At 45.1% G+C, this 19,753-nt stretch carries 20 protein-coding genes; 4 read left to right on the top strand and 16 right to left on the bottom strand.

All coding sequences use genetic code 11. From position 1 onward, the window contains the following. Nucleotides 1–174: 174 nt before the first annotated feature. From L5M29_RS02055 to L5M29_RS02075, 5 genes are all read right to left on the bottom strand, one after another. The gene (locus L5M29_RS02055; RefSeq protein ID WP_263165916.1) at nucleotides 175–831 is read right to left on the bottom strand and encodes a Vat family streptogramin A O-acetyltransferase; all 657 of its coding nucleotides are present in this window, start codon (nucleotides 829–831) and stop codon (nucleotides 175–177) included. Nucleotides 832–861: 30 nt separating this feature from the next. Further along, on the bottom strand, nucleotides 862–1,377 hold the full coding sequence (locus L5M29_RS02060; RefSeq protein ID WP_263165917.1) for a ClbS/DfsB family four-helix bundle protein: 516 nt from the start codon (nucleotides 1,375–1,377) through the stop codon (nucleotides 862–864). Nucleotides 1,378–1,434: 57 nt separating this feature from the next. Next, nucleotides 1,435–1,743 carry a hypothetical protein gene (locus L5M29_RS02065; protein WP_263165918.1) on the bottom strand — a complete coding sequence of 103 codons (309 nt, stop codon included), beginning with the start codon at nucleotides 1,741–1,743 and terminating at the stop codon, nucleotides 1,435–1,437. Between the two features lie 354 nt (nucleotides 1,744–2,097). After that, complete coding sequence (locus tag L5M29_RS02070; RefSeq protein ID WP_263165920.1) at nucleotides 2,098–2,550, bottom strand: hypothetical protein; 453 nt, start codon at nucleotides 2,548–2,550, stop codon at nucleotides 2,098–2,100. A 164-nt stretch (nucleotides 2,551–2,714) separates the two neighbouring features. Beyond that, a complete protein-coding gene (locus L5M29_RS02075; protein ID WP_263165922.1) occupies nucleotides 2,715–3,011 on the bottom strand; it encodes a DUF2938 domain-containing protein in 297 nt (98 codons plus the stop codon). A gap of 257 nt (nucleotides 3,012–3,268) precedes the next feature. On the opposite strand from L5M29_RS02075, the gene L5M29_RS02080 reads away from it, so the two are divergent. Beyond that, complete coding sequence (locus tag L5M29_RS02080; protein WP_263165924.1) at nucleotides 3,269–3,406, top strand: MerR family DNA-binding transcriptional regulator; 138 nt, start codon at nucleotides 3,269–3,271, stop codon at nucleotides 3,404–3,406. Then, nucleotides 3,403–3,657 (top strand): MerR family DNA-binding protein, encoded by a 255-nt coding sequence (locus tag L5M29_RS02085; RefSeq protein WP_411569025.1) that lies wholly within the window; start codon nucleotides 3,403–3,405, stop codon nucleotides 3,655–3,657. Before L5M29_RS02080 ends, L5M29_RS02085 begins: the two co-directional genes overlap by 4 nt. A gap of 371 nt (nucleotides 3,658–4,028) precedes the next feature. Here the strand turns inward: L5M29_RS02085 and L5M29_RS02090 are convergent, their stop codons facing one another. Beyond that, nucleotides 4,029–4,232, bottom strand: a complete 204-nt coding sequence (locus L5M29_RS02090) for a hypothetical protein (RefSeq protein ID WP_263165926.1) — start codon at nucleotides 4,230–4,232, stop codon at nucleotides 4,029–4,031. A gap of 349 nt (nucleotides 4,233–4,581) precedes the next feature. Between L5M29_RS02090 and L5M29_RS02095 the strand changes: the two genes are divergently transcribed. After that, nucleotides 4,582–4,752: a hypothetical protein gene (locus L5M29_RS02095; RefSeq protein WP_263165927.1), complete on the top strand. Its 171-nt coding sequence runs from the start codon at nucleotides 4,582–4,584 to the stop codon at nucleotides 4,750–4,752. Nucleotides 4,753–4,868: 116 nt separating this feature from the next. On the opposite strand, the gene panP is transcribed toward L5M29_RS02095, so the two are convergent. The 10 genes from panP to L5M29_RS02145 form a co-directional block, all read right to left on the bottom strand. Next, nucleotides 4,869–6,518, bottom strand: coding sequence for a pyridoxal-dependent aspartate 1-decarboxylase PanP (panP, locus tag L5M29_RS02100; protein ID WP_263165930.1), 1,650 nt, complete (start codon nucleotides 6,516–6,518; stop codon nucleotides 4,869–4,871). A 546-nt stretch (nucleotides 6,519–7,064) separates the two neighbouring features. Beyond that, nucleotides 7,065–8,279, bottom strand: a complete 1,215-nt coding sequence (locus L5M29_RS02105) for a glycerate kinase (protein WP_263165933.1) — start codon at nucleotides 8,277–8,279, stop codon at nucleotides 7,065–7,067. 232 nt (nucleotides 8,280–8,511) lie between these two features. Beyond that, the gene (locus L5M29_RS02110; protein WP_263165936.1) at nucleotides 8,512–9,870 is read right to left on the bottom strand and encodes a GntP family permease; all 1,359 of its coding nucleotides are present in this window, start codon (nucleotides 9,868–9,870) and stop codon (nucleotides 8,512–8,514) included. Nucleotides 9,871–10,196: 326 nt separating this feature from the next. Continuing rightward, entirely contained in the window at nucleotides 10,197–11,204 is a 1,008-nt protein-coding gene (locus tag L5M29_RS02115) for a catalase family peroxidase (protein WP_263165938.1), read from the bottom strand. A gap of 209 nt (nucleotides 11,205–11,413) precedes the next feature. Continuing rightward, nucleotides 11,414–12,652 (bottom strand): sugar diacid recognition domain-containing protein, encoded by a 1,239-nt coding sequence (locus L5M29_RS02120; RefSeq protein WP_263165941.1) that lies wholly within the window; start codon nucleotides 12,650–12,652, stop codon nucleotides 11,414–11,416. A gap of 8 nt (nucleotides 12,653–12,660) precedes the next feature. Next, a complete protein-coding gene (locus tag L5M29_RS02125) occupies nucleotides 12,661–13,359 on the bottom strand; it encodes a uracil-DNA glycosylase family protein (RefSeq protein WP_263166107.1) in 699 nt (232 codons plus the stop codon). 110 nt (nucleotides 13,360–13,469) lie between these two features. Then, entirely contained in the window at nucleotides 13,470–14,075 is a 606-nt protein-coding gene (locus tag L5M29_RS02130; protein WP_263165943.1) for a hypothetical protein, read from the bottom strand. A 215-nt stretch (nucleotides 14,076–14,290) separates the two neighbouring features. Further along, complete coding sequence (locus L5M29_RS02135) at nucleotides 14,291–16,378, bottom strand: MtrB/PioB family decaheme-associated outer membrane protein (RefSeq protein WP_263165945.1); 2,088 nt, start codon at nucleotides 16,376–16,378, stop codon at nucleotides 14,291–14,293. A gap of 12 nt (nucleotides 16,379–16,390) precedes the next feature. Further along, nucleotides 16,391–17,392, bottom strand: coding sequence for a decaheme c-type cytochrome MtrA (mtrA, locus tag L5M29_RS02140; RefSeq protein WP_028760483.1), 1,002 nt, complete (start codon nucleotides 17,390–17,392; stop codon nucleotides 16,391–16,393). Nucleotides 17,393–17,460: 68 nt separating this feature from the next. Continuing rightward, a complete protein-coding gene (locus tag L5M29_RS02145) occupies nucleotides 17,461–19,413 on the bottom strand; it encodes an OmcA/MtrC family decaheme c-type cytochrome (protein WP_263165948.1) in 1,953 nt (650 codons plus the stop codon). 138 nt (nucleotides 19,414–19,551) lie between these two features. Here L5M29_RS02145 and L5M29_RS02150 point away from each other — a divergent pair, with 138 nt between their 5' ends. Next, complete coding sequence (locus L5M29_RS02150; RefSeq protein WP_263165949.1) at nucleotides 19,552–19,713, top strand: hypothetical protein; 162 nt, start codon at nucleotides 19,552–19,554, stop codon at nucleotides 19,711–19,713. Nucleotides 19,714–19,753: the final 40 nt, after the last annotated feature.

Here is a 19,753-nt window from a genome sequence, read left to right on the forward strand (position 1 = left end):
TTAGTGTATGAATGGGCGGGTTGTGCCTGATAGTAACCCAGAAACCCTCAGTGCTTTTGTACAAAATTGCGCATATAGGATTTTGTTTGCGTTTAATGGCATTTTTTTAATGTTTGTTGCTTAATGCTTGTCGCTTGAGATTTTTCGTTCAGTCTTGCTCGCGACAGGCGTTATTTAGGTTGCCTGCTGTAATGTTGTGAGTTCTGCCCCCGCGATAGCCTCAAGGTGTTGAGTTATTTTCTCTATCGGCCAATCCCACCAAGCGATGGTCACAAGCTCATCTATCACAGTTTGCTCGAATCTCAGCTTGATCACTGTGGCAGGATTACCACCAACCACAGCGTAGGGTGGCACATCTTTTGTTACTACGGATTGACTGGCAACAATGGCGCCGTGGCCAATTTTCACCCCAGGCATGATAGTGGCGTTATAACCAATCCATACGTCGTTACCGATACAGGTGTCGCCCTTAAAAGGTAAATCTTCGGGCTTGGGCGCCGCTTTCTCCCAGCCATTGCCGAAGATATAAAAAGGATAAGTCGAGAAGCCAGATACTTGATGATTGGCGCCATTCATAATGAATTTCACGTCTTTCGCAATGGCACAGAATTTACCGATATTCAGTTTATCGCCAATAAAGTCAAAGTGATAAAGTACATTCGACTCGAACCTCTCAGGACCTGCTGGATCGTCATAATAAGTGTAATCACCGACAATAATGTTCTCGCGGGAAATAAAATTTTTAAGAAAGCCAACCTGAGGAAAGCCTTTCATCGGCGCTTTATCGTTGGGATTTGGACCTAACTGCGGGTGAGTGTGGGTACTTGGCATGAATACCTCCGTGCTTAAAAGAGTTGTTTACTAGGGTAATGCATTGTCTTTTTTGAATCGTCGTACTTTGGTACGCATATTCTTCATCGGGGAGTAAGTATTGAACTGGATCATACGGCCCAGAGTCCATTTATCGTACCAAGTTATGCCGTATAGTTGCTGATCACTGAGACTCGCAATCAGCGTTGACAATTTTTCCATTGTCATTTCATATTCATCAAGTAAATCAGTATATTGCCATTGGCTATATTCATGATGAAATCGCTCTGCTAATAATCCCAGTTGATTCCATTTATAGCCCGTATCGGGAAAATCAACGGGGAGTGCTTGCGATGTTAACTCGTACCATTTGAGCACTAATTTACCCCAGCCAATAAGGTAAGCGACTGTATCACTTACACTAATTTGTGTACCTTTGATGTTTCCTTCTATGCTGCACACACGGGACACTTGGGCTGGGATTGAACGATAGTCAGCCATCAATTTGGGGAAAACTGAGTAAATAGCCAATTCAAGTTCTTGTTTTGATTGGGGTACAGATGACATCACTACCTCGTTTACATTAGATGCTTAGGCTGAGTTTAACATCATCTATTGGGCTATTTAGTATTCACCTGTCACAATAAGCTCTTGTTCAATAGATTCAACAACTAAGGCAAGCGTACTATTGTCTCGCTTAAAGCCGACAGAGCAAATTGCCATCGCGCCGTTACCACAGGTTATTTCGGGGTAATCTGCTGTTATTGGCGTTTCATCTTCTGCTACAGGCGCTAATACCCAGCCAGCAGCTAATAAACTTGATTTCACCTCAGCGTATTTTTTACCCCATAACGCGCTGCTGTCCTGTGCTGGAGCATATAGAGGCAATGCGCCAAGACTTAGCATGATCAGTGGGAGAATTATCTTTTGCATATAAAGCTTTCTAGTTCCTATGTGGTTTCTGTTGGTCGCTTAGCGCTTGTGAGCGTGTTAACAGCATATATTATTCATGGTCCCTCTGCGCATTATCCCTATGTGCATTAGTTGGGGGAATTATGTCTGTTCTTGTTTATTCGTTTTTCCCAATATTTTTCATACAGTATCTGTGTTGATATAAAAATAACAACGAACACCCCCGTATCAATAATAAATTTCAATGGATCAAAAGGGTCGCTAAAAATTTCGTAGTGAAAATCGAAGTATTTGAATAATAATTTTGAGCCAATAAAAGCAAAGATAAAAGAGATAAAGAACTTCAATGGTTTTTCCTTAAAATATGTTGATAAATTAACCATTCTTTTTGGCACGTTTGTACTCTTGTTGGGATTGATAAATTCCCAGAATGATCAGGCCAAATACGAAATAGAACATTTTTTGCGCTGAAAACTCGATTGTCAACGTAGGATGTTCTAGGTGGCGGTATAGAATACTGTGAGAAATTGCCTCTGTTATCGTCAGAATAAATGGATAGCTAATTAATGCGATAGACGATATTTTCGCGAATTTGTACGTTTGAGGTTGTTTAATGAATTTTGCAATAAATAGTAACGCAAATGATAGCGTCAGATTGCTTATCCATAAAATAGCCGCCGTAATTCGTACTTGAGTATGACTGGCTTGTTCCGCATCGGGATAAACCTCTAATATCTCCTGCAAGTAGCTTGCTGGGCTCACTAATCCCCAAACAGGGTAAAGGCATAGCAGCACGGCAGTGAGCATTAAAATATATCTGATAAACATCCTTTTTCTCCGACAGATTCTGCTTAGAAAGCTATACTTGTTATACTAATCATTACCTTAACATTGTTTTTTACAAGTTGCGATTGCTTTAGCTAAACTAAATTATTGTGACAAAAGTTTTTTAATGGACAGCTAAATTTAAACATGAACTAAATATTTCAGGCTTAAAGCAGTAAAAATAGCCCTAGGCCATAGACGCTATGTGTCAGTAAACTTAGCCTCCGAGCTTTCCATGGTGAAGGTGTTTTATTTGCTGCAATCCTAAATCCAAGACAAGGTTGAATTACATAGAAAGGAAACACTACGGTAACAACACCAGTCATTAGTGCAGGTATCAACGTTGGCTCAAATAACCACATTTCCCCAAAGATTAATACATGAATTAAAGCAATAATAATACCGATAAAATAATGCAGAAACCAACCCAGAAAGGTTTCTCCTTTAACAGATGGGGTTGCCATAATAGGCTGATGAACCAGCTGACCTCTGTAAATAAACTAACGTCCCACAAATGTATAGTCAAGAGTTGGATTATGAAGTACGTTTTTTGCCACCATGACCATGAATCCATTATTAATGTGGCACCAATACCCACTAATATTGACTGTAGCCAAATAGAAATTTCCATTCAGTTTTCCCTCTTGGTATTCTTTCCTGATATTGATATAGTTCAGGCATGGTACAACTTGAAGTCGACTTTAAGTCAAGAGTGAATATTATGGATATTGCAGAGGTATCACGCGAATCAGGATTAGTTCCTTCAACATTGAGATATTATGAAAAAATTGGACTTATCCAATCCATTGGCAGAAAAGGACTTAGACGCCAATATCCCCTAAAATCATTAATAAATTGAATATTATCTCACTTGGACGTATTGCAGGTTTATCATTAAACGAAATCACTACGATGTTTAATGAATCGAATCAATTGACCATTGATCGTAATTTACTGGCGCAAAAAGCATCTAATATTGATCTCAACATTAAGCGGCTAAAAGCAATACGAGATAGTCTTAACCATGTAGCAAGTTGCCCACAATCAGATCACTTAGAATGTCCATCATTCCAAAAAATAATGAAATCGGTAAAGTCTTTTGAATCTTAATCAGTGATAGAAATCAATCACTCGCTATGCGTATAAGGAATATTGTGGTCACTTAAATTTAGCAATTGAATTTGACACACAAAGGAGTGAATGATAAGTACTTAATCTTGGCAATAACGTTTAACTTATTTCGTGCTAATCAAACTTATTTAAAATAGATAGAGCTGTAAAACAATGGGTGCTACAAGATCTGATGTGCTTATCGTTGAACACCCACCATGTCAACCTTGTGTGATGGAAAACAAATTTATTCTGAAAAGTATTTAACCCAAATCCAACCAGATACTGCCCAATAAATGGATAAGTTTCATATTAAGTCTAAGCTAATTAATTTTAGCCTTAGTCCATCATATATAGATAGTATTAGATTGTTAATTCTTTCTCGAAGAAAAATAAGCCATCACAGCTATCATACTCCCAATTACAATACCTGTAATTCCAAAAAATAAGCCAGCTTCTTGTCCATATATAGCACCTGATTGTAGCAGTGAATAGACAGGTGAAAGACCGAAGTATCCCCCAATCACACAACCAGTTACAGAAAGTAAAAGACCAACCTTAGTTCCAATGTTCATTTTATAAAATCCTTTTTTGGTAAAAATTTACTTGTACATAGACATTACTATTCTCGGTGCAAATGTCTGCCTCCGTGTTTTTCGTGGATTAGTTAAACTAAAGTCTGAACTTCCCGTCAAGCCGCAAACAAGCACTGGAGCAACGTAACATATATAAAAATAAAATAAAACTAACAAACTTTGGTTTGATTTGTTCAAAGGGAAAGACCATAGACACTTAACCTTAGTGGCGCGTAAGCTAATCTCACTAAAGAGTGAGACACCTACACCCTTGGTGTTTTTCAAGCTAGTTTTCACTCTTATGTGTGGAGCATGACTGCCTATGTGATAGTGGTATGTATTTTTCCATATGCAGCAGATTACGCAGAAATTAGCCAAGGCGAATTCAGCTGTTGACGTGACCTTCGATGACATGGATGTCATCGCAGAGCCGCCATGGATGGCTTCATGGCGTGTCACGGAAGCAGTTGAATTCGGCGTACAAATGACAATGAATAAGCGCTTAATTTTGTCTCTTTAACGTTCAGCTAATTTAGTACCATAAATAAAAACAGCCGCAAAGATCTTTGCGGCTGTTTTGCTATTAGAAAATTTATATCTGAAAACCGCTATTTGAAACTCATCATCCCAAACTTGCTATTCAGCAACCATCGCCATGAGTGCGGGTAAAAACTCGTTATCTAGTGCGGCGATTTCGCTTTGTTCGATTAGTACTTGATTGAGAATGTCATGGCTGGTGAGAGGGTTGGCGAGTACTACGCGAAACACTACGGTCGCTTGTCTAAAATAGCGGGCTGGCTGAATGCGGGTGCGAGAGACGAAGGATTTACCCTGTTCGCGTTGGTGCTTTTGAATAAACTGGGTGAGGCCATCGAGCAGCTCATTAAAGCGGGCGACTCTTACCGTGTCTGCTTGCTCACAGGCAAGCTGTATGGCGGCTTGGACGCAGGCGGGGACATAACGATAAGTCAGCAGACACAGTTCTGGCTCAGTGACCAGCTCAAAATCCTCATGGGCTTTGATTTGTTCGGCAAAATAGCGCGCTTTTTCAAGGCTGTTATTGATTAAGATTTCATAACCATCGCGGCCGATGATCTGCAAGCAAGCGTGCACTAACATCGCCATGCCGGGGCGTGAACCTTCCAGCGTTTGGCTGCCTAAGTCCTTTGAACCACGGCGCAGAATGTATTCGGCGTGATGGGCAATGGCGTGGGCGAACTCTGGGTCTTTAAATAACACCATGCCTGCGCCCATAGGCACGTACATTTGTTTGTGGGCATCGATGGTAACTGAGTCTGCAAGTTCGATACCTGCGAGTAAGTGGCGGTATTTATTGGATAATAAACTTGCGCCTCCCCACGCCGCATCCACATGGAAATGGCAATTTAACTCTTTTGCCAGCGCCGCTAATTCTGTCAATGGGTCAACATTACCGGTTTCTGTGGTGCCAGCTACGCCAACAATCGCCAACACTTTGATATTTTTACGGGCAAGTTCAAGGGCGGCTTGGCGCATTTTCGCGACATCGACCTTGTTATCGCTGCCCGTGGGTATGCTGATGATGTTGTCGCGGCCGATACCAAGCAGATCGACGGCTTTGCCAAGCGAATAGTGACCGCGCTCCGAGACTAAAATCGCTAAATCATCATAGCCGTAGTGACGCAGTGCCTTGAGTAAGCCTTCGCGGCTGACGCCTTTAAACTCGCCATCGGCTTTCAATAATTGGTTGCGGGCAATCCACAGTGCGGTGATGTTGGCCACTGTGCCGCCGGAGCAAAATGCGCCGAGGGAATGATTGGCACTGTGCATCCAGCTTTGATAAAAATCCGTATCTTGGTCGTAAATCAAATGGTGCATCATGCCGAGCACTTGGCGCTCAAGCGGCGTAAATGCCTTTGAGGTTTCGATTTTGACCAGATTTTGATTGAGTCCCACCATCATTTTCGACAGCGGCAACACAAAGTAGGGCAGTGCCGACGTCATGTGGCCGATAAAACTCGGTGCCGCTGTGTGTACCGAATGCGCCACCAAATTTTGCATAATCTCGTCGGTGTAATCGGAGACGAAACGCGGCTGAGTTGGGATCTCAAAGGCTTGAAAATCGGTTTCGATTTCAGACAAGGGTTTTTCGAGCGCGGCGATACTGTCACCCAAAAAGCCTGCTAAGTCCTCGGAGAGCTTTTGCTCAATAATACTCAGCGTTGAGCTTGCATCTTCCGGTGCAGTAAAAATGCGGAGCAAACTTGCTTCGGATGCGGTGGCTTGGCGAGGGAGTTTCTGGGTCATGGGGCTTGCCGTCTATTAATTTTTATAGTGAAACCGCAAATTGGCTCGAAGAGTATAACGGACCAGTGATGCTCGATCAGTGACGCTCAAATGTTCAATCAGCGGAATACCAAAAAGGGAGCTCACTTTACTGCAAGGCCTTTTAGGCATCAAGCACTAAAATTTCATGTATACCAATCACGTTAAATATCTAATCAGTTCAGAGCCTCACAGGCATCTCAATCCAAGGCGCATTGACGCAGAAATGGTTATTCCCTTTTAAGGCAATGCAACACGGGAGTGGGATGGCTGTGAGGCTCCCGAAGGGCGGCTGATGTTCACTACATGGCAACGCGCTTTATACTGCGTTCAAGGCTTTCGACAGAACACCACTATGCCTTCAAGCCTTCGCCTTGTCTAAAGCGCGTTGAACTCCCGCTGAATGAACAGATATTTAATACGATTGGTATTGCCAAAGCGTTGCGGCCTAAATAAGCAAAGGCGCCGTTATGGCGCCTTTCTTCAAATCATTAAACAGAGGGAATTACTTAAGCATTAGTTCCAGTACTAGCGCTGGCCTAACATGAGTACCGCGCCGATATTTCGGGCGGTATTGCAAAGGTTTAGTTTGGCATTGGCCAGCACATCATCAAGCGGACTTAAGTGCGGGATGATAGGGAAGATAGCCGCCATACCGTGATCCAATATGGCATTAGCGTTTTCACCGAGGCAGCCCGCGATACCGATAGTGGGAATGCCCTGCAGTTTGGCTTGCTTTAACACGCCCATTGGGGTTTTACCAAACACGGTTTGACCATCGATGCGGCCTTCACCTGTGATCACTAAATCGGCGCCACGGATTTTATCCGCAAGGCCAACGGTTTGCATTACAATCTCAACCCCAGGTTTAAGCTCGGCATTTAAAAAAGCCATCACGCCAAGACCCATACCGCCAGCCGCGCCAGCCCCGGCATGATCGCGGTGATCGCTAATGCCATTGCGGGCAATCACATCGGCATAATGGGCAAGAGCGGCATCTAGCTGCTTAACCATCTCGGGCGTCGCACCTTTTTGCGGACCAAAAATTGCCGATGCACCGCGTTCACCGCACAGTGGATTATCAACATCGCAGGCAACTTCGAAGCTGCACTCACGTAAAAGTGGATGAGCGTTTGATACATCGATTTGGGCAAGGTTCGCCAGCGCTGCGCCGCCAGAAGGTAAGGTTTTACCTTGGCTATCGAGCAATAAAATGTCCAGCGCTTGGGCCATACCCGCGCCGCCATCGTTGGTGGCACTGCCGCCCAGCCCCAAAATGATGTGCTTTATCCCCCGATTAAGCGCATCACAAATCAGCTCGCCTGTTCCATAACTTGTGGTAAGCAGCGGATTACGTTGCTCCCTCGGCACATGGTGCAGACCTGAGGCTGAGGCCATTTCAATCACGGCAATCGCGCCTCGATGTGGCGATTTGTTCGTTGGATCTGCACGTGAAACTGAAGCAGAACTTGTATTGATCGCAGCGCCGAGAATGCCTTCACCAAGGATGCCATAGTGTGCTTGCACTCTATGCCCCAGTGGCCCCATGACCTCTAAGCTGACAATACTGCCGCCCGTGGCGTCCACCATAGATTGCACTGTGCCTTCGCCACCATCGGCAACGGGTATTTTGATTATGTCGCAGTCGGGTATCACTTGTTTTAAGCCTTGTTCGATGGCGTTGGCCACTTCGAGCGCGCTTAAGCTTTCTTTAAATGAGTCGGGGGCGATAACTATTTTCATTAAAAATCCTACAGCTAAATGGGATAAAACAGGGCTCAATATTGAACACTAAACCCAATGCCACTTACGTTGGGCGCAACAACATCCCTGTGCTAAAACTGAGGTGATATAAAGGCATTTATATCCATCACTGGCACATTAATCTGTTGCAATTATTAGGGCGTATAACAGAGATATATCTTGGGCACGGTATGTGCCCAAGGGACAATATTGAATCAAGAACTCATTAATATTAGAGCAACACTAGGCTTAGCACATACACAGTTACCATGGACGTTACACCTTGGATTAGGGTCGCCATAGTTTGGGCTTTATAGGCTTGTTTGACACTCATGCGGCTAAATTGGGTGACGACCCAAAAGAAGCTGTCATTGGCGTGGGAAACGGTCATCGCACCTGCGCCAATCGCCATTACTGTTAACACTCGGCCCATATCGCTACCAAGACCAATATCGCCAAGCATAGGCGCAACCAGTGCAGAGGTTGCGACTAACGCTACCGTCGATGAACCCTGCGCCGATTTAAGCGCGGCAGCAACGATAAATGGCATGAAGATACCGATACCCAGTGCCGACAGTGATGTACCCAAAAAGTCACCTATAGGCGTGGCTTTTAATACCGCACCAAAAGCACCACCTGCACCTGTGATTAAAATAATCGGCGCGGCAGTGACGAGCCCTTGGCTGATGCGTTCGCTAAATTCGCTGATCTTATTCTCACCCTTTAACAGCAGCAGGGATAAAAACAGGCCAATCATCAGGGCATTAACGGGCTGACCGAGGAACACGAGCGCATCAAACACAGCTTCTTTACCCAAAGGCGCTGAAGGGAAGTTAGCGATAGAACCTAAACAAATTAATACGATAGGCACAAAAATCGGTGCGAAAGCTTTTACTGGGCTTGGTAGTGTGCCATAGCTTTTTTTCAGCGTTTCATAGTCACTGGCCTGCGCTTTAAGTTCTTCTGCGCCTTCACCATCGGGCTCAACATCGGCAAAGCGGTTTGCCCATAACATACCTGCGAGTGCCGCAACAGCTGCCACAAAGAGACCCACACCGATCACTAAGCCTAAGTTGGACTCTAAGCCTAAGTTGCCTGCGGCGGCGATAGGGCCTGGCGTTGGCGGTACAAAGGTGTGAGTGGCGTACAGACCTGTGGCTAAGGCAACGCTCATGGAGACACTAGAGACCTTCATGCGGTTCGCCATCGATTGTTTCAGTGAGTTTAAGATCACAAAACCCGAGTCACAAAAGACCGGAATAGACACGAGATAACCGATAATTGACATAGTGAGTGTCGGGAAGCGTTTACCTAATATCTTGATCACCACATCGGCCATGGTGATGGCGGCGCCACTTTTTTCCAGAATAATCCCTATGATAGTGCCTAAGGCGATCACTAAGCCGATATAGCCTAAAATATTGCCAAACCCTGTGGTAATGGTTTTAGCGATTTCCCCGCTCGGCAAGCCATAGGCGAAGGCCGCGATAAAGGCGGCCAGAATTAAGGTTAAAAAGGGGTGGAGTTTAAATTTTGAGGTCGCGATAACAATAAATGCAATCACGCCGATGAGAATAAGCACTAAGTTCATAGTTTGTCCCGTTCAGTTCTTGGCTGAAGTTTTTGAGTAAGTTATTTGACTTATAGTGTAGGGCGCAGTGCTTATTTGGGCCTGAGTCCAAATGAGGGCTGCTTTAAGGTCATCCTATTATTGTGCAGGTATGTTTGAATAGCTTTGGCTAAATCCACGGAATTACCGCGTTATGTTTCGCCATTTTTGTGCTCATGCACAAAAATGCTTAGGTGAATTCGAATGCAGGAGGAGGCGTTTTGTCGGTAAGGGAGGCGCTTGTCGATAAGGATTGGCAAATAGGGCTATTTGCCAATCCTAAACAGGAGGGACTTAACTCGACATCTTTATTGACGACGAATAAAGGATTCTACATAGGCTGCGGTGCGGGCATTGAGTATCGGATCGGCAGATGCAGTAATGCCCTTAGGCAATAACAGTGGGTTAAATATGCCTTTATCACACTGCTGTATTTGGGGATCGCTATCTCGCTCGCCGTTAATCATCACTTGGCCTACCAGTAAACGCTGGCGAGTTTCAGGCCAGATCACGGTTGGGTCATTAATCTCATCACCCATTTCGGCGAGTTGAATATAGAGGTTCCATTGTGCTGGCTGGATTTTAATGCGCTCGAGTAATTCCGCCTTTAAAAAATCATCACTGAGATTGGCAAGTTCACTGGCTGACAGCGCGGCAGTACCTGCGACAGGTTCAAAAATCCATTTACCCGCGACCGTTTCACCTTGTTGAACACTGTTTTTTTGCGTGCTGAACAGGAAACTATTTACACCGAAGTAGCGGCTGTTGGCAAAACTTGGGCTGGGAGGCAACTGTCTAACATGGTCGAAAAAAGCTTTGGCGCTGGGTTGATTATCAATAAGCCACTGTTTACCTTCAGGGCCTTGTTTCACTTTGGTCTGAAAGTTAAAAAATTCTTCGAGATTTTTGGCAAAGAAAACGGGAACGTTAGTGGTGACAAAGTTAAGGTTTTCTTTATCGCCGTCAATTTTGAGTGACATAAAGCGCCCAGCGGTTTTATCTGAGATCTGCGGATTTGTACCACCAAGGGAAAAACGGGCCGTGACTTTAATGGCATCTTGATTAAAAAACGGAATCGCCAGTGTTTGTTGTAATTGCGGATCCGGTTTAAAACTACCTGAGGTGCAAAATCCTTTTGTATGGTTACGCAGTTTGACTTTTTTACCCGCCTCGCGACTTGCCGCATCGGGAGTGCCGTTCACGGCATCGACCAGTTCGGGAATGGTTTTCTCGGCCGCGATTAACGAAGGTGAAGTCAGCGCTAAGCCGCTAATGAGACAAGCTTTGGCGAGTAAAGTCAGTTTGATTGAGGTCATTATCATTCCTTTCAATGGACTAAGTCGAGAGCGCTAGCATATCGACGCGATACTATATGAAAGGATAGGAAAGGGGATACGGTATAAATCTTTCAATTAATTTTTTAGTGCAGGCCAAGTTTTACTCAATTGATCTGGCCATCAGGTCGGCGCCGTCATCTGCGGGCTTTTTTCTGGCTAATCTGTTGAGTTGCTAAGTCATTTGAGCGTTAAGTTAAGCGAGTCGAAGTATCAATTAATTGCCCAAGATACAGGCTTAATAATCCATGTAGGGATTGAATGTCGGCTTGGGTGATTTGCTGAATTTTATCAAGGCGATATCTCAGTGTATTGCGATGAATAAACAGGGCATTCGCGCATTGCTGTGCATCGCCAAAGTGGGTGATATAAGCCGCTAAGGTTTTGCGTAATTGGCCGTTTTTGTCCGCCTTGGCGAGTTGCTGGTAGGGCGTTGCCAGCGCCTGACCGCGCCAGTCATGTTTTAGCCCTGCAAGTAACACTTGTAGGGAATAATCTTCAAACAGGTATTTATTCCCTTCTGCATTGAGCTGCTTACCGAGTGCTAAGGTTTCTTGAGCCGTGTGATAGGAGCGCGCTATCCCACCTTTTTCCGGGAAGAAATGGCCTAGGGCAATTTTAAAGTTTAAATCCATTTGGGCGGGTAAGCGCTGCAACAGCTTATCGATACGCTGATTTTCAAGCTCAGGATCCCATTGTTTTCCATCTAAAAAAGCAGGCTTTAGGATCACCAACTGCGACATTGAGGTCATGGCAATCAAGTTACCACGGTCAGGATATTGCAATAGATGCAGCACTTGCTTGAGGGTTTCACTGACTCTGGGGCTACGTTCATCGGCGGGCTGAGTGGATACCTCAGCTAAGTACAAGGCCGATGGGGTGGTGTCGGTCTTTAAGTGGTGTTTCTGGATGTTTTTCTCGCTGATCTCAATAATGGCCGCGACTCTTGGCTGGCTGATATCAATGTCGAGCTGTTTTGCCCAGCGGTGCAACTGTGCATCATCGGTTTCAGCTTTGATCAGTTGCAGAATAAACTCTTCACGCTGGCGATTCTCCCATTGCAATTTATCCTGCAGGTTGGCTTGTTCAACAATCATTTCGGCGGTCATTTTGAGTAACTCACCATAATGGGTGAGCTCACGTGGATCACCGGTAATGCCGACAACGCCGATAATTTGTCCTTGATAATGTAAGGGTAAATTGATGCCTGGCTTAACGCCATGCAGCCCTGAGGCGACTTCTTGACTGATCTCAACATTGCGATTTTGGGCAATCGCCAGCAGCGCGCCTTCGTGGGTTGACCCTATACGCTTAGGGTCGCCTGAGCCTAAAATCACCCCTTGGCCGTTCATCACATTGATATTGTGGCCAATGATTTTCATTGTGCGACTCACAATTTGCTTAGCAATGGCAGAATCAAGCAGATACATACAGGCGCCTAGTGGGGTTGAAGGTTTAACAGGGATGCAATACGCATTCTTAATCTGGGTAGCATATCGCGTTCAAACTCAGGATGCTGCTTAAGCCAAAGATTATTACGCGGGCTTGGGTGCGGCAAGACAAGATACTTAGGCCAATATTGCTGCCATTGCGCGCATGCTTGGGTCACTGTTATTGGTTTCAGTTTGGGGATGGCTGTTACTTTAGCGCTGGTCGAAATTTTACTGCTGGTTGTTTGAGGCTCAGTGATCGGCGAAGTGAGGTTTACGGCCTCGGACGATTCGCGCGGTAGATGATAGTCGATGGCATATTGGCCGAGGATCACAATTAGCTCTATTTGCGGCATTAGGGCGAGCAAGGCCTGATGCCAAGTGGCAGCACATTCGGGGCGCGGTGGTTTATCACCCTGCTTTTTACCGTTTTTTTCGATACTGCCCGGAAAACAAAATCCCATAGGGATAATGGCAAAAAGATTGGGGTCGTAGAATTGCTCCCGCGTGACATTCAACCAAGTGCGCAGCCGTTCACCGCTGGCATCGTCAAAAGGTATGCCTTTATGGTGGGTTTTTACGCCCGGAGCTTGGCCTGCAATCAAAATCCGCGCTTGGGTACTGGCCTGCAATATCGGCTTGGGCGCTAAGGGTAAATGGGCCTTACATAAAGTACAGGCGCTGATTTTTGCCAGCAGTTTAGCCATTGATGCCGAGCATGATGGCGATACAGTTACGCAAAGTGGCGATGGCGCTTTAGTGAGATTCGTCTTTGTCAATTTAATCGCTAATTTTATCGTTGTTCATTCATTTTCAATCAGGATTGGAGCATCATCACTGTTTGATATACCCAGTAGCCAAAAAGAGAATAGCCAAGGATTAAACTGATATAACTTAATATCTTAGGAATTTGATTTGTGCTTGAAGCCAAACAAATGTGGGCCAGCACAATCGTAAAGAGGGCTAAGGGCGCAATCACATAGCTCAGAGCTAAGATGAATAATGCCCCTAGGCTGATGATCCAATCTGCATTGCGATTGGTGGGTTTATCGATTTGGCAAAGCTGTAGTGGCAATAAAATCAGTCCAATACTGACACAGATAATGCCTAAGTTAAGGGCGAAATCACTCCAACCTCTATGATCATAAATGGCTAACGCAATGGCAATTAATGGCACTATTAGTGCGCTTAATACATGGCGTTTGGCAAAAGTGGCGCTACGATACTGACCCGCAAAAAAGAATAAGCCCTGTAGAAACAGATTGATTAAGGTAAAACCACCTAGGCCTAAAATGATAAATAGGCTCGCTGTGCCACCCGAAGGGTCGAACGCCATAGCGGGTAAGGGTAATAGGCTTAGCCCCAATAGTACGGGAATTGATAACAGCCACTGAGATTGGGAGATTGAAGAATAAATACGCATGGGCTCAGAGGATTAACTAAAAGATTGAATTAAGATCCGCTAAAGTGAGCCAAAACTCAAGGATTAAGGTTTTTATGGGCGGACTTTCGCGCCAGAGTCTGATCTTATTCAAGATTTTTACTGTTATCTGCCATGATGTTATCGCTTTAAAAGATCCTGCTTCGCTTAAACAAAAGCCCGCATTTGCGGGCTTTTCGTGTTATGAACAGTATCGATTAGAGTTTGTAACTCATGCTCAGCATGATCATTTGCGCTGTGTAGTCATGGCTATTGCTGCCAAAGCCTACGACGTTCCAGATCCCATCGACGGCGATATCATTGGCGGTATCATTGTCTTTATAATTCTCAATTTTATAATCCAAGCGCAGCGCCATTTTCTCGGTGGCTTGATATTGAGCATATAAGTTAATGTTGTGCACTTTGGCAAAATAATCGCCATAGTCGCCTGTGATACCTTGTCTGACTTGAGTGTTACTGTCGGAGTTTGAATAAGTGTAATCCAATCCCATGCGTAACTTGTTCTCAAGCAAGTTGTTGTAGCTAAGGCCTGCCCCGACCACATCTACATTGTCTTCAATGAATCCTGTCCATGTTGGGGTGCTGTAATTACTGCTTCCCGCTTGTTCAGACTCAATGATTTGATAGTTGTAGAAGGCTGTCGCCAGTAAATCATCGGTGATCATGTAGCTGATGTTGGCATCATAACTGGTGTCTTTTGACTCAGTTAAGCCAATAACTGTGTCAGAGTAGTCATCTAATGCGTAACGGGCACCGAAATCTATGGTCAAGCTGTCGATTGGCGAGTGGGTGACTCGAGCTTCAATCTGGGTTCTGTCGCGGTTAGCCAGATTGTACTTACGTAACAGGCTGTTGGTTTCAGAAGATGTCCATTCAGAAGCTTGATATTGCGAGCCATCACGCTGACCGTAACTGCCCTTAACCCACATATCCCAAGTTTCAAAGCTGTTAACGCGCAAACGTGCCCAAACGGTATTTTCATCCGTGGTTTCACGGTCTTGATAATTACGGTCGTCACGTTTGAAGTCATAGCCGCCATCAAGCTTCAGTCCATGGGTAATACGATAATCCGCCGCCACTTTGAAGCGTTGGGTAGTGTTATCGTAAGGGGTGTTATAGGCCACCTTACCATTGACATTGTTGATGCTGACTTGGGTCCACTCTTCAATTTGAGTATTGTTATCACGGTCGCTATAGTCGTAGCTACCACTTAAGCGCAGTGAGTTAGTTACTTTACTGACGATTTTTAAGTTCAACCCTGTGAGGTCAACTTTGGCATCAACGGCCTCTGTTGGCACTTGATAGCCATAGCCTGAAGTGACTAATGCTTGGTCTTGACTCATTTGTCCCGCAAGCACACGACCTGTTAACACATTGGTATTGTCGTTGTATTGACCCATGAGCGACACTGTGTGTGACTGGTTGTCAGGGTCAAGGGCGAGTGTGCCAGAGGTTTGAGCACCAAAGGTCGGATTGAAGGCACTGTCAAAGTTTAACTGGTTGTACTCGTTCTTAAAAATTGAGCCATTGTAGTTAAGTGCAGTGAACCAACGATCGCCTTTTAGTTTAATGCCGGCTTCAATGGAGTCAGTGGTGTAATCAACTGGCTCAGCTAACATCATGGATTGGTTAAAGAATCCACCTGATGTTTTTTTCAAGCCAGTTTTTTCTTCACGCATGTAGCTCACATGCGTACTCCACAGCGATTCACCTTGATAGTCAAAACCTAACCCTGTGCGTTCACGTTTGAGCGACAGTTCTAAGGCATTTAGGTTGTCCATCAGTAACGGCATCTGGCTGCTTGAACCCGCAGTTACCCAGTTGTCTGGCAAGGTTAAATTATCGCTGCCGACACCAGAGTAGGGCGTTAAGGCGCTATTACTGTTGTAAGTGGCGATTTGGCGATAGTTTACATTGACATTATACTGGCCCTGTTTGCCCGCATTGACATCTAAACGGCCACCATCCATGCCCAGTTGATAAGCTTCAACGCTGGCTTGATAGCCTTTCTCACCACGGAAGGTGACATCGGCATCAAATTTACCCGCAACTTCGTTTGAAGTCCCAAAGGCATTCGCCGAGCGAATATCCTCTTCGCTGTTGTAACCCACGCCCACACCCACAGTGCCAGACGTACCCGTTTCAACAACGCAGCCTTTACAGCTCCAAGCGGACATTTTGACTTTTTCTGTATTGGCATTGGCTAAGCCATACCCGTCGGCCGCTATTGCAAAACCTGTGTTTGCTAGTAACGCCAGAGTGATCAAATTGAGTTTAAATTTCATTTTCTCGTCTCCTTAGCGCTGTAATAGCTTGCCAGATGGATGGTTTGAACCATGGACCTGACTGTGGCAATTTAAACAGCTTCTTCCACCCGTAAAGGCATTGTCGCCGACGTTTGAACCTAAACCAGTGTTACCTAAGTAAGCATTGCTGGCGTGGCCATCGCTGGCGTGACATTGCTGACACAGCTGCGGTGCGCGGGTTTTCAACATGGCATCATTCACACTGCCGTGAGGATTGTGGCAAGTCACACAGTTCTCAGTGACGGGTGCATGTTCCCACAGTTTTGGGCCGCGTTTCTCGGCGTGGCAGGAGTAACAGGTTTCGTTAATGCTAGGCTTGTTTAGATCGGAATCTGTCATGCTCCCATGGGGATTATGACAATCGCTACAGGTCATTTGAGCCCATTTTAGTGGGTGACTCGAGCGTTTATTCATGTCTGCTTTTTGCTTAGTGTGGCAGCTAGTACAGACTTCCATTTCGGTGTTTTTTGATAACACAGGATCTTTTGCGACATGCACTTGGTGGCATGAGGCACAAGCGACATCGGCATTGTCATGGTGACTACCGTTCCAAGATACGCGTTTATCATCTTGGTGACAGCTCATACAGACACTGTTTTGTTTTTCTGCACTTAAGGTCGATTGCTTACCAAAAGTGATCATCGGCTCGTTGCCGCCTTTATTGTGTTGACCCATAGGACCATGACAGGCTTCACATTGCAGGCCAGCCATTGGGCTCTTTGATGAATCAATGGCGCCATGGACACCCTTGAAGAGGTCCATCACTTTTTCAGATTTTTTGTGGCACATCAAACAAGAATCGGCACCTTTAGGGGAGTAGCTGCCTTCGGCAAACTTCTTATCTAAGGTGGCTTCGACTTGTTCTGGCGTCATTTTGTCATCCCACTTTGAGGCGTGTGCACTCGGTGTGATGCATAAAGACATCACTGCAGACATTGCCATGGAGATGACAAGTGCCGGCAGTAGGTTTTTCATTTTTAGGCTGTTCTTCATAATAGGCTTCCCAATTTGTCCCAACAAAATTCAAGAAAGGGGGAGCGAACTCCCCCTGCTTGGGCAAATTACATCTTCACCTGAGTGTGATCTGTTGGTGTGGGTTTGTGACAGTAGAAACAGGTTTCTGACTGCGCCGCTTGATTGGCTTGAACATAATCACCGTTCACAATCGCGCCCATATTTTCTAAGCCGTGGCCAATAGATTCTGGCGCGTGGCATGAAGTACAAGTGGCAGTGATTGGCGTGGTGTATTTACCCGCAGTTGTTGCCAGAGCGCCTTTGACCTTGAATGCATCTAGGTTGAAGTCGTTATGACATTGGGTACATTCTTTGATGACACCTTGTTTACCATGAACAACGTGTAACTTCATCTCCAACGCACCTTTGTTAGCACCATTTGCATAGGTACCATCTGGGGTATGACAAGCGACACACGCATCCACACCTACGATTGGCTTACCGCTGGCATCTTTTGCATGTGATAGCTGTTCTGTCATCACAAAACCCGCATGGTGGCCTTTGTGAATTTCGAAGCTATCACCGTGACAACCTTGACAGGTACCAAACTCAACTGAGTTAACATGACGCATGCTCGGTGCTTTACCAGACTTAGTGCCAAAAGCTAGCTCGGCTTTCATGCTCGTTGTTGCGCTGTCTGCGGTACATGCGGTTAAGCTTGTACCAGTGCTACACACTTCTAAACCGATAATGGTAAAGGCGGTATCAGTATCGCCTGCACCGAAAGGTAGAGCGGGTGTTGTAAAGACCAATTTACCGTCAACTAAGGTTACACCTTCTTGCAGTGCGCCATCTTTGACTAAGTCTTTCGCTATTTTCGCTTTACCGCTACCTGGACTTGGGTTGTAGCCCATGATCGGGAAGTTAGGGCCAACGTTGGTAACGGACTCTAAACGTTTAATTTTATCTTGAACGGTTGCCGCATCAATTGCGTTACCATCTTTGTCTAAGATAGACACGGTTAATACTGCAGTATCATCAGCTTGACCAGCAAGTGCTGCTGACATACCTAACTGAGCGATAACGGCTTTTTTGTCTGCAGTCTTACCTGTGTGCAGTTCTGCAGTCCAATCGCTGTTATGACAGGCGATACAGTTAGAGTTATCTAGCTGTTGTGAGTGACCTTTACCGGCAGCAAAGTCCACTGCGCTATGGCAGCTTCCACATGAGGCAGCAGTTGGGATACGTGACCAATTACTCCAATCAGGCGTAGCCTCATTTGCAGCGTGACAGCTTTGACAGCTTTCTAATGAGCCTAAGGTGAGGTCTTTGTGTTTAGCGTGAACGAGAACATTGAACTCTTTACCTACACCGACTTTTCCGGCTGTGTGGCAAGTTGCACAGTAATTAACGTCAGAATACGCGCCGCCATGTTTAACATTGGCTAAATCTTGGTGACAAGTATTACAGCTTTCTGTGGCGACAATTTTGCGACTGTATGTTGGCAGTGCGCCAGTATCGGCAGTGAAGTCGACAAAGGCGTTACTGTTTGGTACTTGAGTACCATCGGGAAGCGGAGTGTTATAAGCGCGGATTAATACTCGTTGAGCTAACTGTTCGTTATAGGTGACTTTAGTGTTAGCGGTCAGGTTCATACTAAAAGTATAACTGTAGTGACCGTTTTTCTTGTCAACGAAAGTCCCTGGGCATGTTGCAGCGACATCACAGGTTTCATCACCAAAGTATTGCCATTGTGACGCATTACCTGCACTAGTTGCACCTTGTGGGATTAATTGTGCTGCGGCAAAACGCATTTTTTGTAGGCCAACAACGGGTAAATCATTTTCGTTAGTGACGGTAAACTCAACACTCGGAATACCGTTAGTGACGACAGATTTGTCAAAGGCGAAATTAAGGGTTTGAATCGCTGGAGCAGGTTCGCCACCAGGTTCACCGGGATTACCATCATTACCATCGCTGCCACCACAGCCCGCTAAGGCCATAGTGACTGCACTTGCTGCTAACAGCAGTGCGATTTTAGTTGTTTGTGCGTTCATCATTTTTTTCCCTGCATAGGTTTGGCATTGCTTAAACGCTATGTTCTAGAGCCAACAGATTCTATGTCTGTGTTTTTGGTCACTAGAAGCGACTTAAGTGGATGCTGGAAATAGAATTCCCCAAGGAAAGGCTAACCTAACATGACCTTAAAATCTCCAAGGCCTTTGCTAATGTGTGACTTGGATCTTTCTATTTCTAAAGAGGTATTTAAAGCGAGAGGTAAAAATGATTTTAGAACAAAAAAACAGCGGATTTTTGAAAGGGAAGAATATAAAGAGAGAGGTAACAACCTCTCTCTTTAATAACAATAAAAACATTGCTCTGAATGAGAGCGTTACATCT

The sequence above is a fragment of the Shewanella sp. SM95 genome (genome assembly GCF_025653595.1).
Lineage (GTDB): Bacteria > Pseudomonadota > Gammaproteobacteria > Enterobacterales > Shewanellaceae > Shewanella > Shewanella oncorhynchi.

Excerpts from the sequence above, each read along its gene's own strand:
- L5M29_RS02055 (WP_263165916.1), bottom strand. The coding sequence starts at position 831 with ATGCCAAGTACCCACACTCACCCGCAGTTAGGTCCAAATCCCAACGAT.
- L5M29_RS02060 (WP_263165917.1), bottom strand. The coding sequence starts at position 1,377 with ATGTCATCTGTACCCCAATCAAAACAAGAACTTGAATTGGCTATTTAC.
- L5M29_RS02065 (WP_263165918.1), bottom strand. The coding sequence starts at position 1,743 with ATGCAAAAGATAATTCTCCCACTGATCATGCTAAGTCTTGGCGCATTG.
- L5M29_RS02070 (WP_263165920.1), bottom strand. The coding sequence starts at position 2,550 with ATGTTTATCAGATATATTTTAATGCTCACTGCCGTGCTGCTATGCCTT.
- L5M29_RS02075 (WP_263165922.1), bottom strand. The coding sequence starts at position 3,011 with ATGGCAACCCCATCTGTTAAAGGAGAAACCTTTCTGGGTTGGTTTCTG.
- L5M29_RS02080 (WP_263165924.1), top strand. The coding sequence starts at position 3,269 with ATGGATATTGCAGAGGTATCACGCGAATCAGGATTAGTTCCTTCAACA.
- L5M29_RS02090 (WP_263165926.1), bottom strand. The coding sequence starts at position 4,232 with ATGAACATTGGAACTAAGGTTGGTCTTTTACTTTCTGTAACTGGTTGT.
- L5M29_RS02095 (WP_263165927.1), top strand. The coding sequence starts at position 4,582 with ATGCAGCAGATTACGCAGAAATTAGCCAAGGCGAATTCAGCTGTTGAC.
- panP (WP_263165930.1), bottom strand. The coding sequence starts at position 6,518 with ATGACCCAGAAACTCCCTCGCCAAGCCACCGCATCCGAAGCAAGTTTG.
- L5M29_RS02105 (WP_263165933.1), bottom strand. The coding sequence starts at position 8,279 with ATGAAAATAGTTATCGCCCCCGACTCATTTAAAGAAAGCTTAAGCGCG.
- L5M29_RS02110 (WP_263165936.1), bottom strand. The coding sequence starts at position 9,870 with ATGAACTTAGTGCTTATTCTCATCGGCGTGATTGCATTTATTGTTATC.
- L5M29_RS02115 (WP_263165938.1), bottom strand. The coding sequence starts at position 11,204 with ATGACCTCAATCAAACTGACTTTACTCGCCAAAGCTTGTCTCATTAGC.
- L5M29_RS02120 (WP_263165941.1), bottom strand. The coding sequence starts at position 12,652 with ATGTATCTGCTTGATTCTGCCATTGCTAAGCAAATTGTGAGTCGCACA.
- L5M29_RS02125 (WP_263166107.1), bottom strand. The coding sequence starts at position 13,359 with ATGGCTAAACTGCTGGCAAAAATCAGCGCCTGTACTTTATGTAAGGCC.
- L5M29_RS02130 (WP_263165943.1), bottom strand. The coding sequence starts at position 14,075 with ATGCGTATTTATTCTTCAATCTCCCAATCTCAGTGGCTGTTATCAATT.
- L5M29_RS02135 (WP_263165945.1), bottom strand. The coding sequence starts at position 16,378 with ATGAAATTTAAACTCAATTTGATCACTCTGGCGTTACTAGCAAACACA.
- mtrA (WP_028760483.1), bottom strand. The coding sequence starts at position 17,392 with ATGAAGAACAGCCTAAAAATGAAAAACCTACTGCCGGCACTTGTCATC.
- L5M29_RS02145 (WP_263165948.1), bottom strand. The coding sequence starts at position 19,413 with ATGATGAACGCACAAACAACTAAAATCGCACTGCTGTTAGCAGCAAGT.
- L5M29_RS02150 (WP_263165949.1), top strand. The coding sequence starts at position 19,552 with ATGACCTTAAAATCTCCAAGGCCTTTGCTAATGTGTGACTTGGATCTT.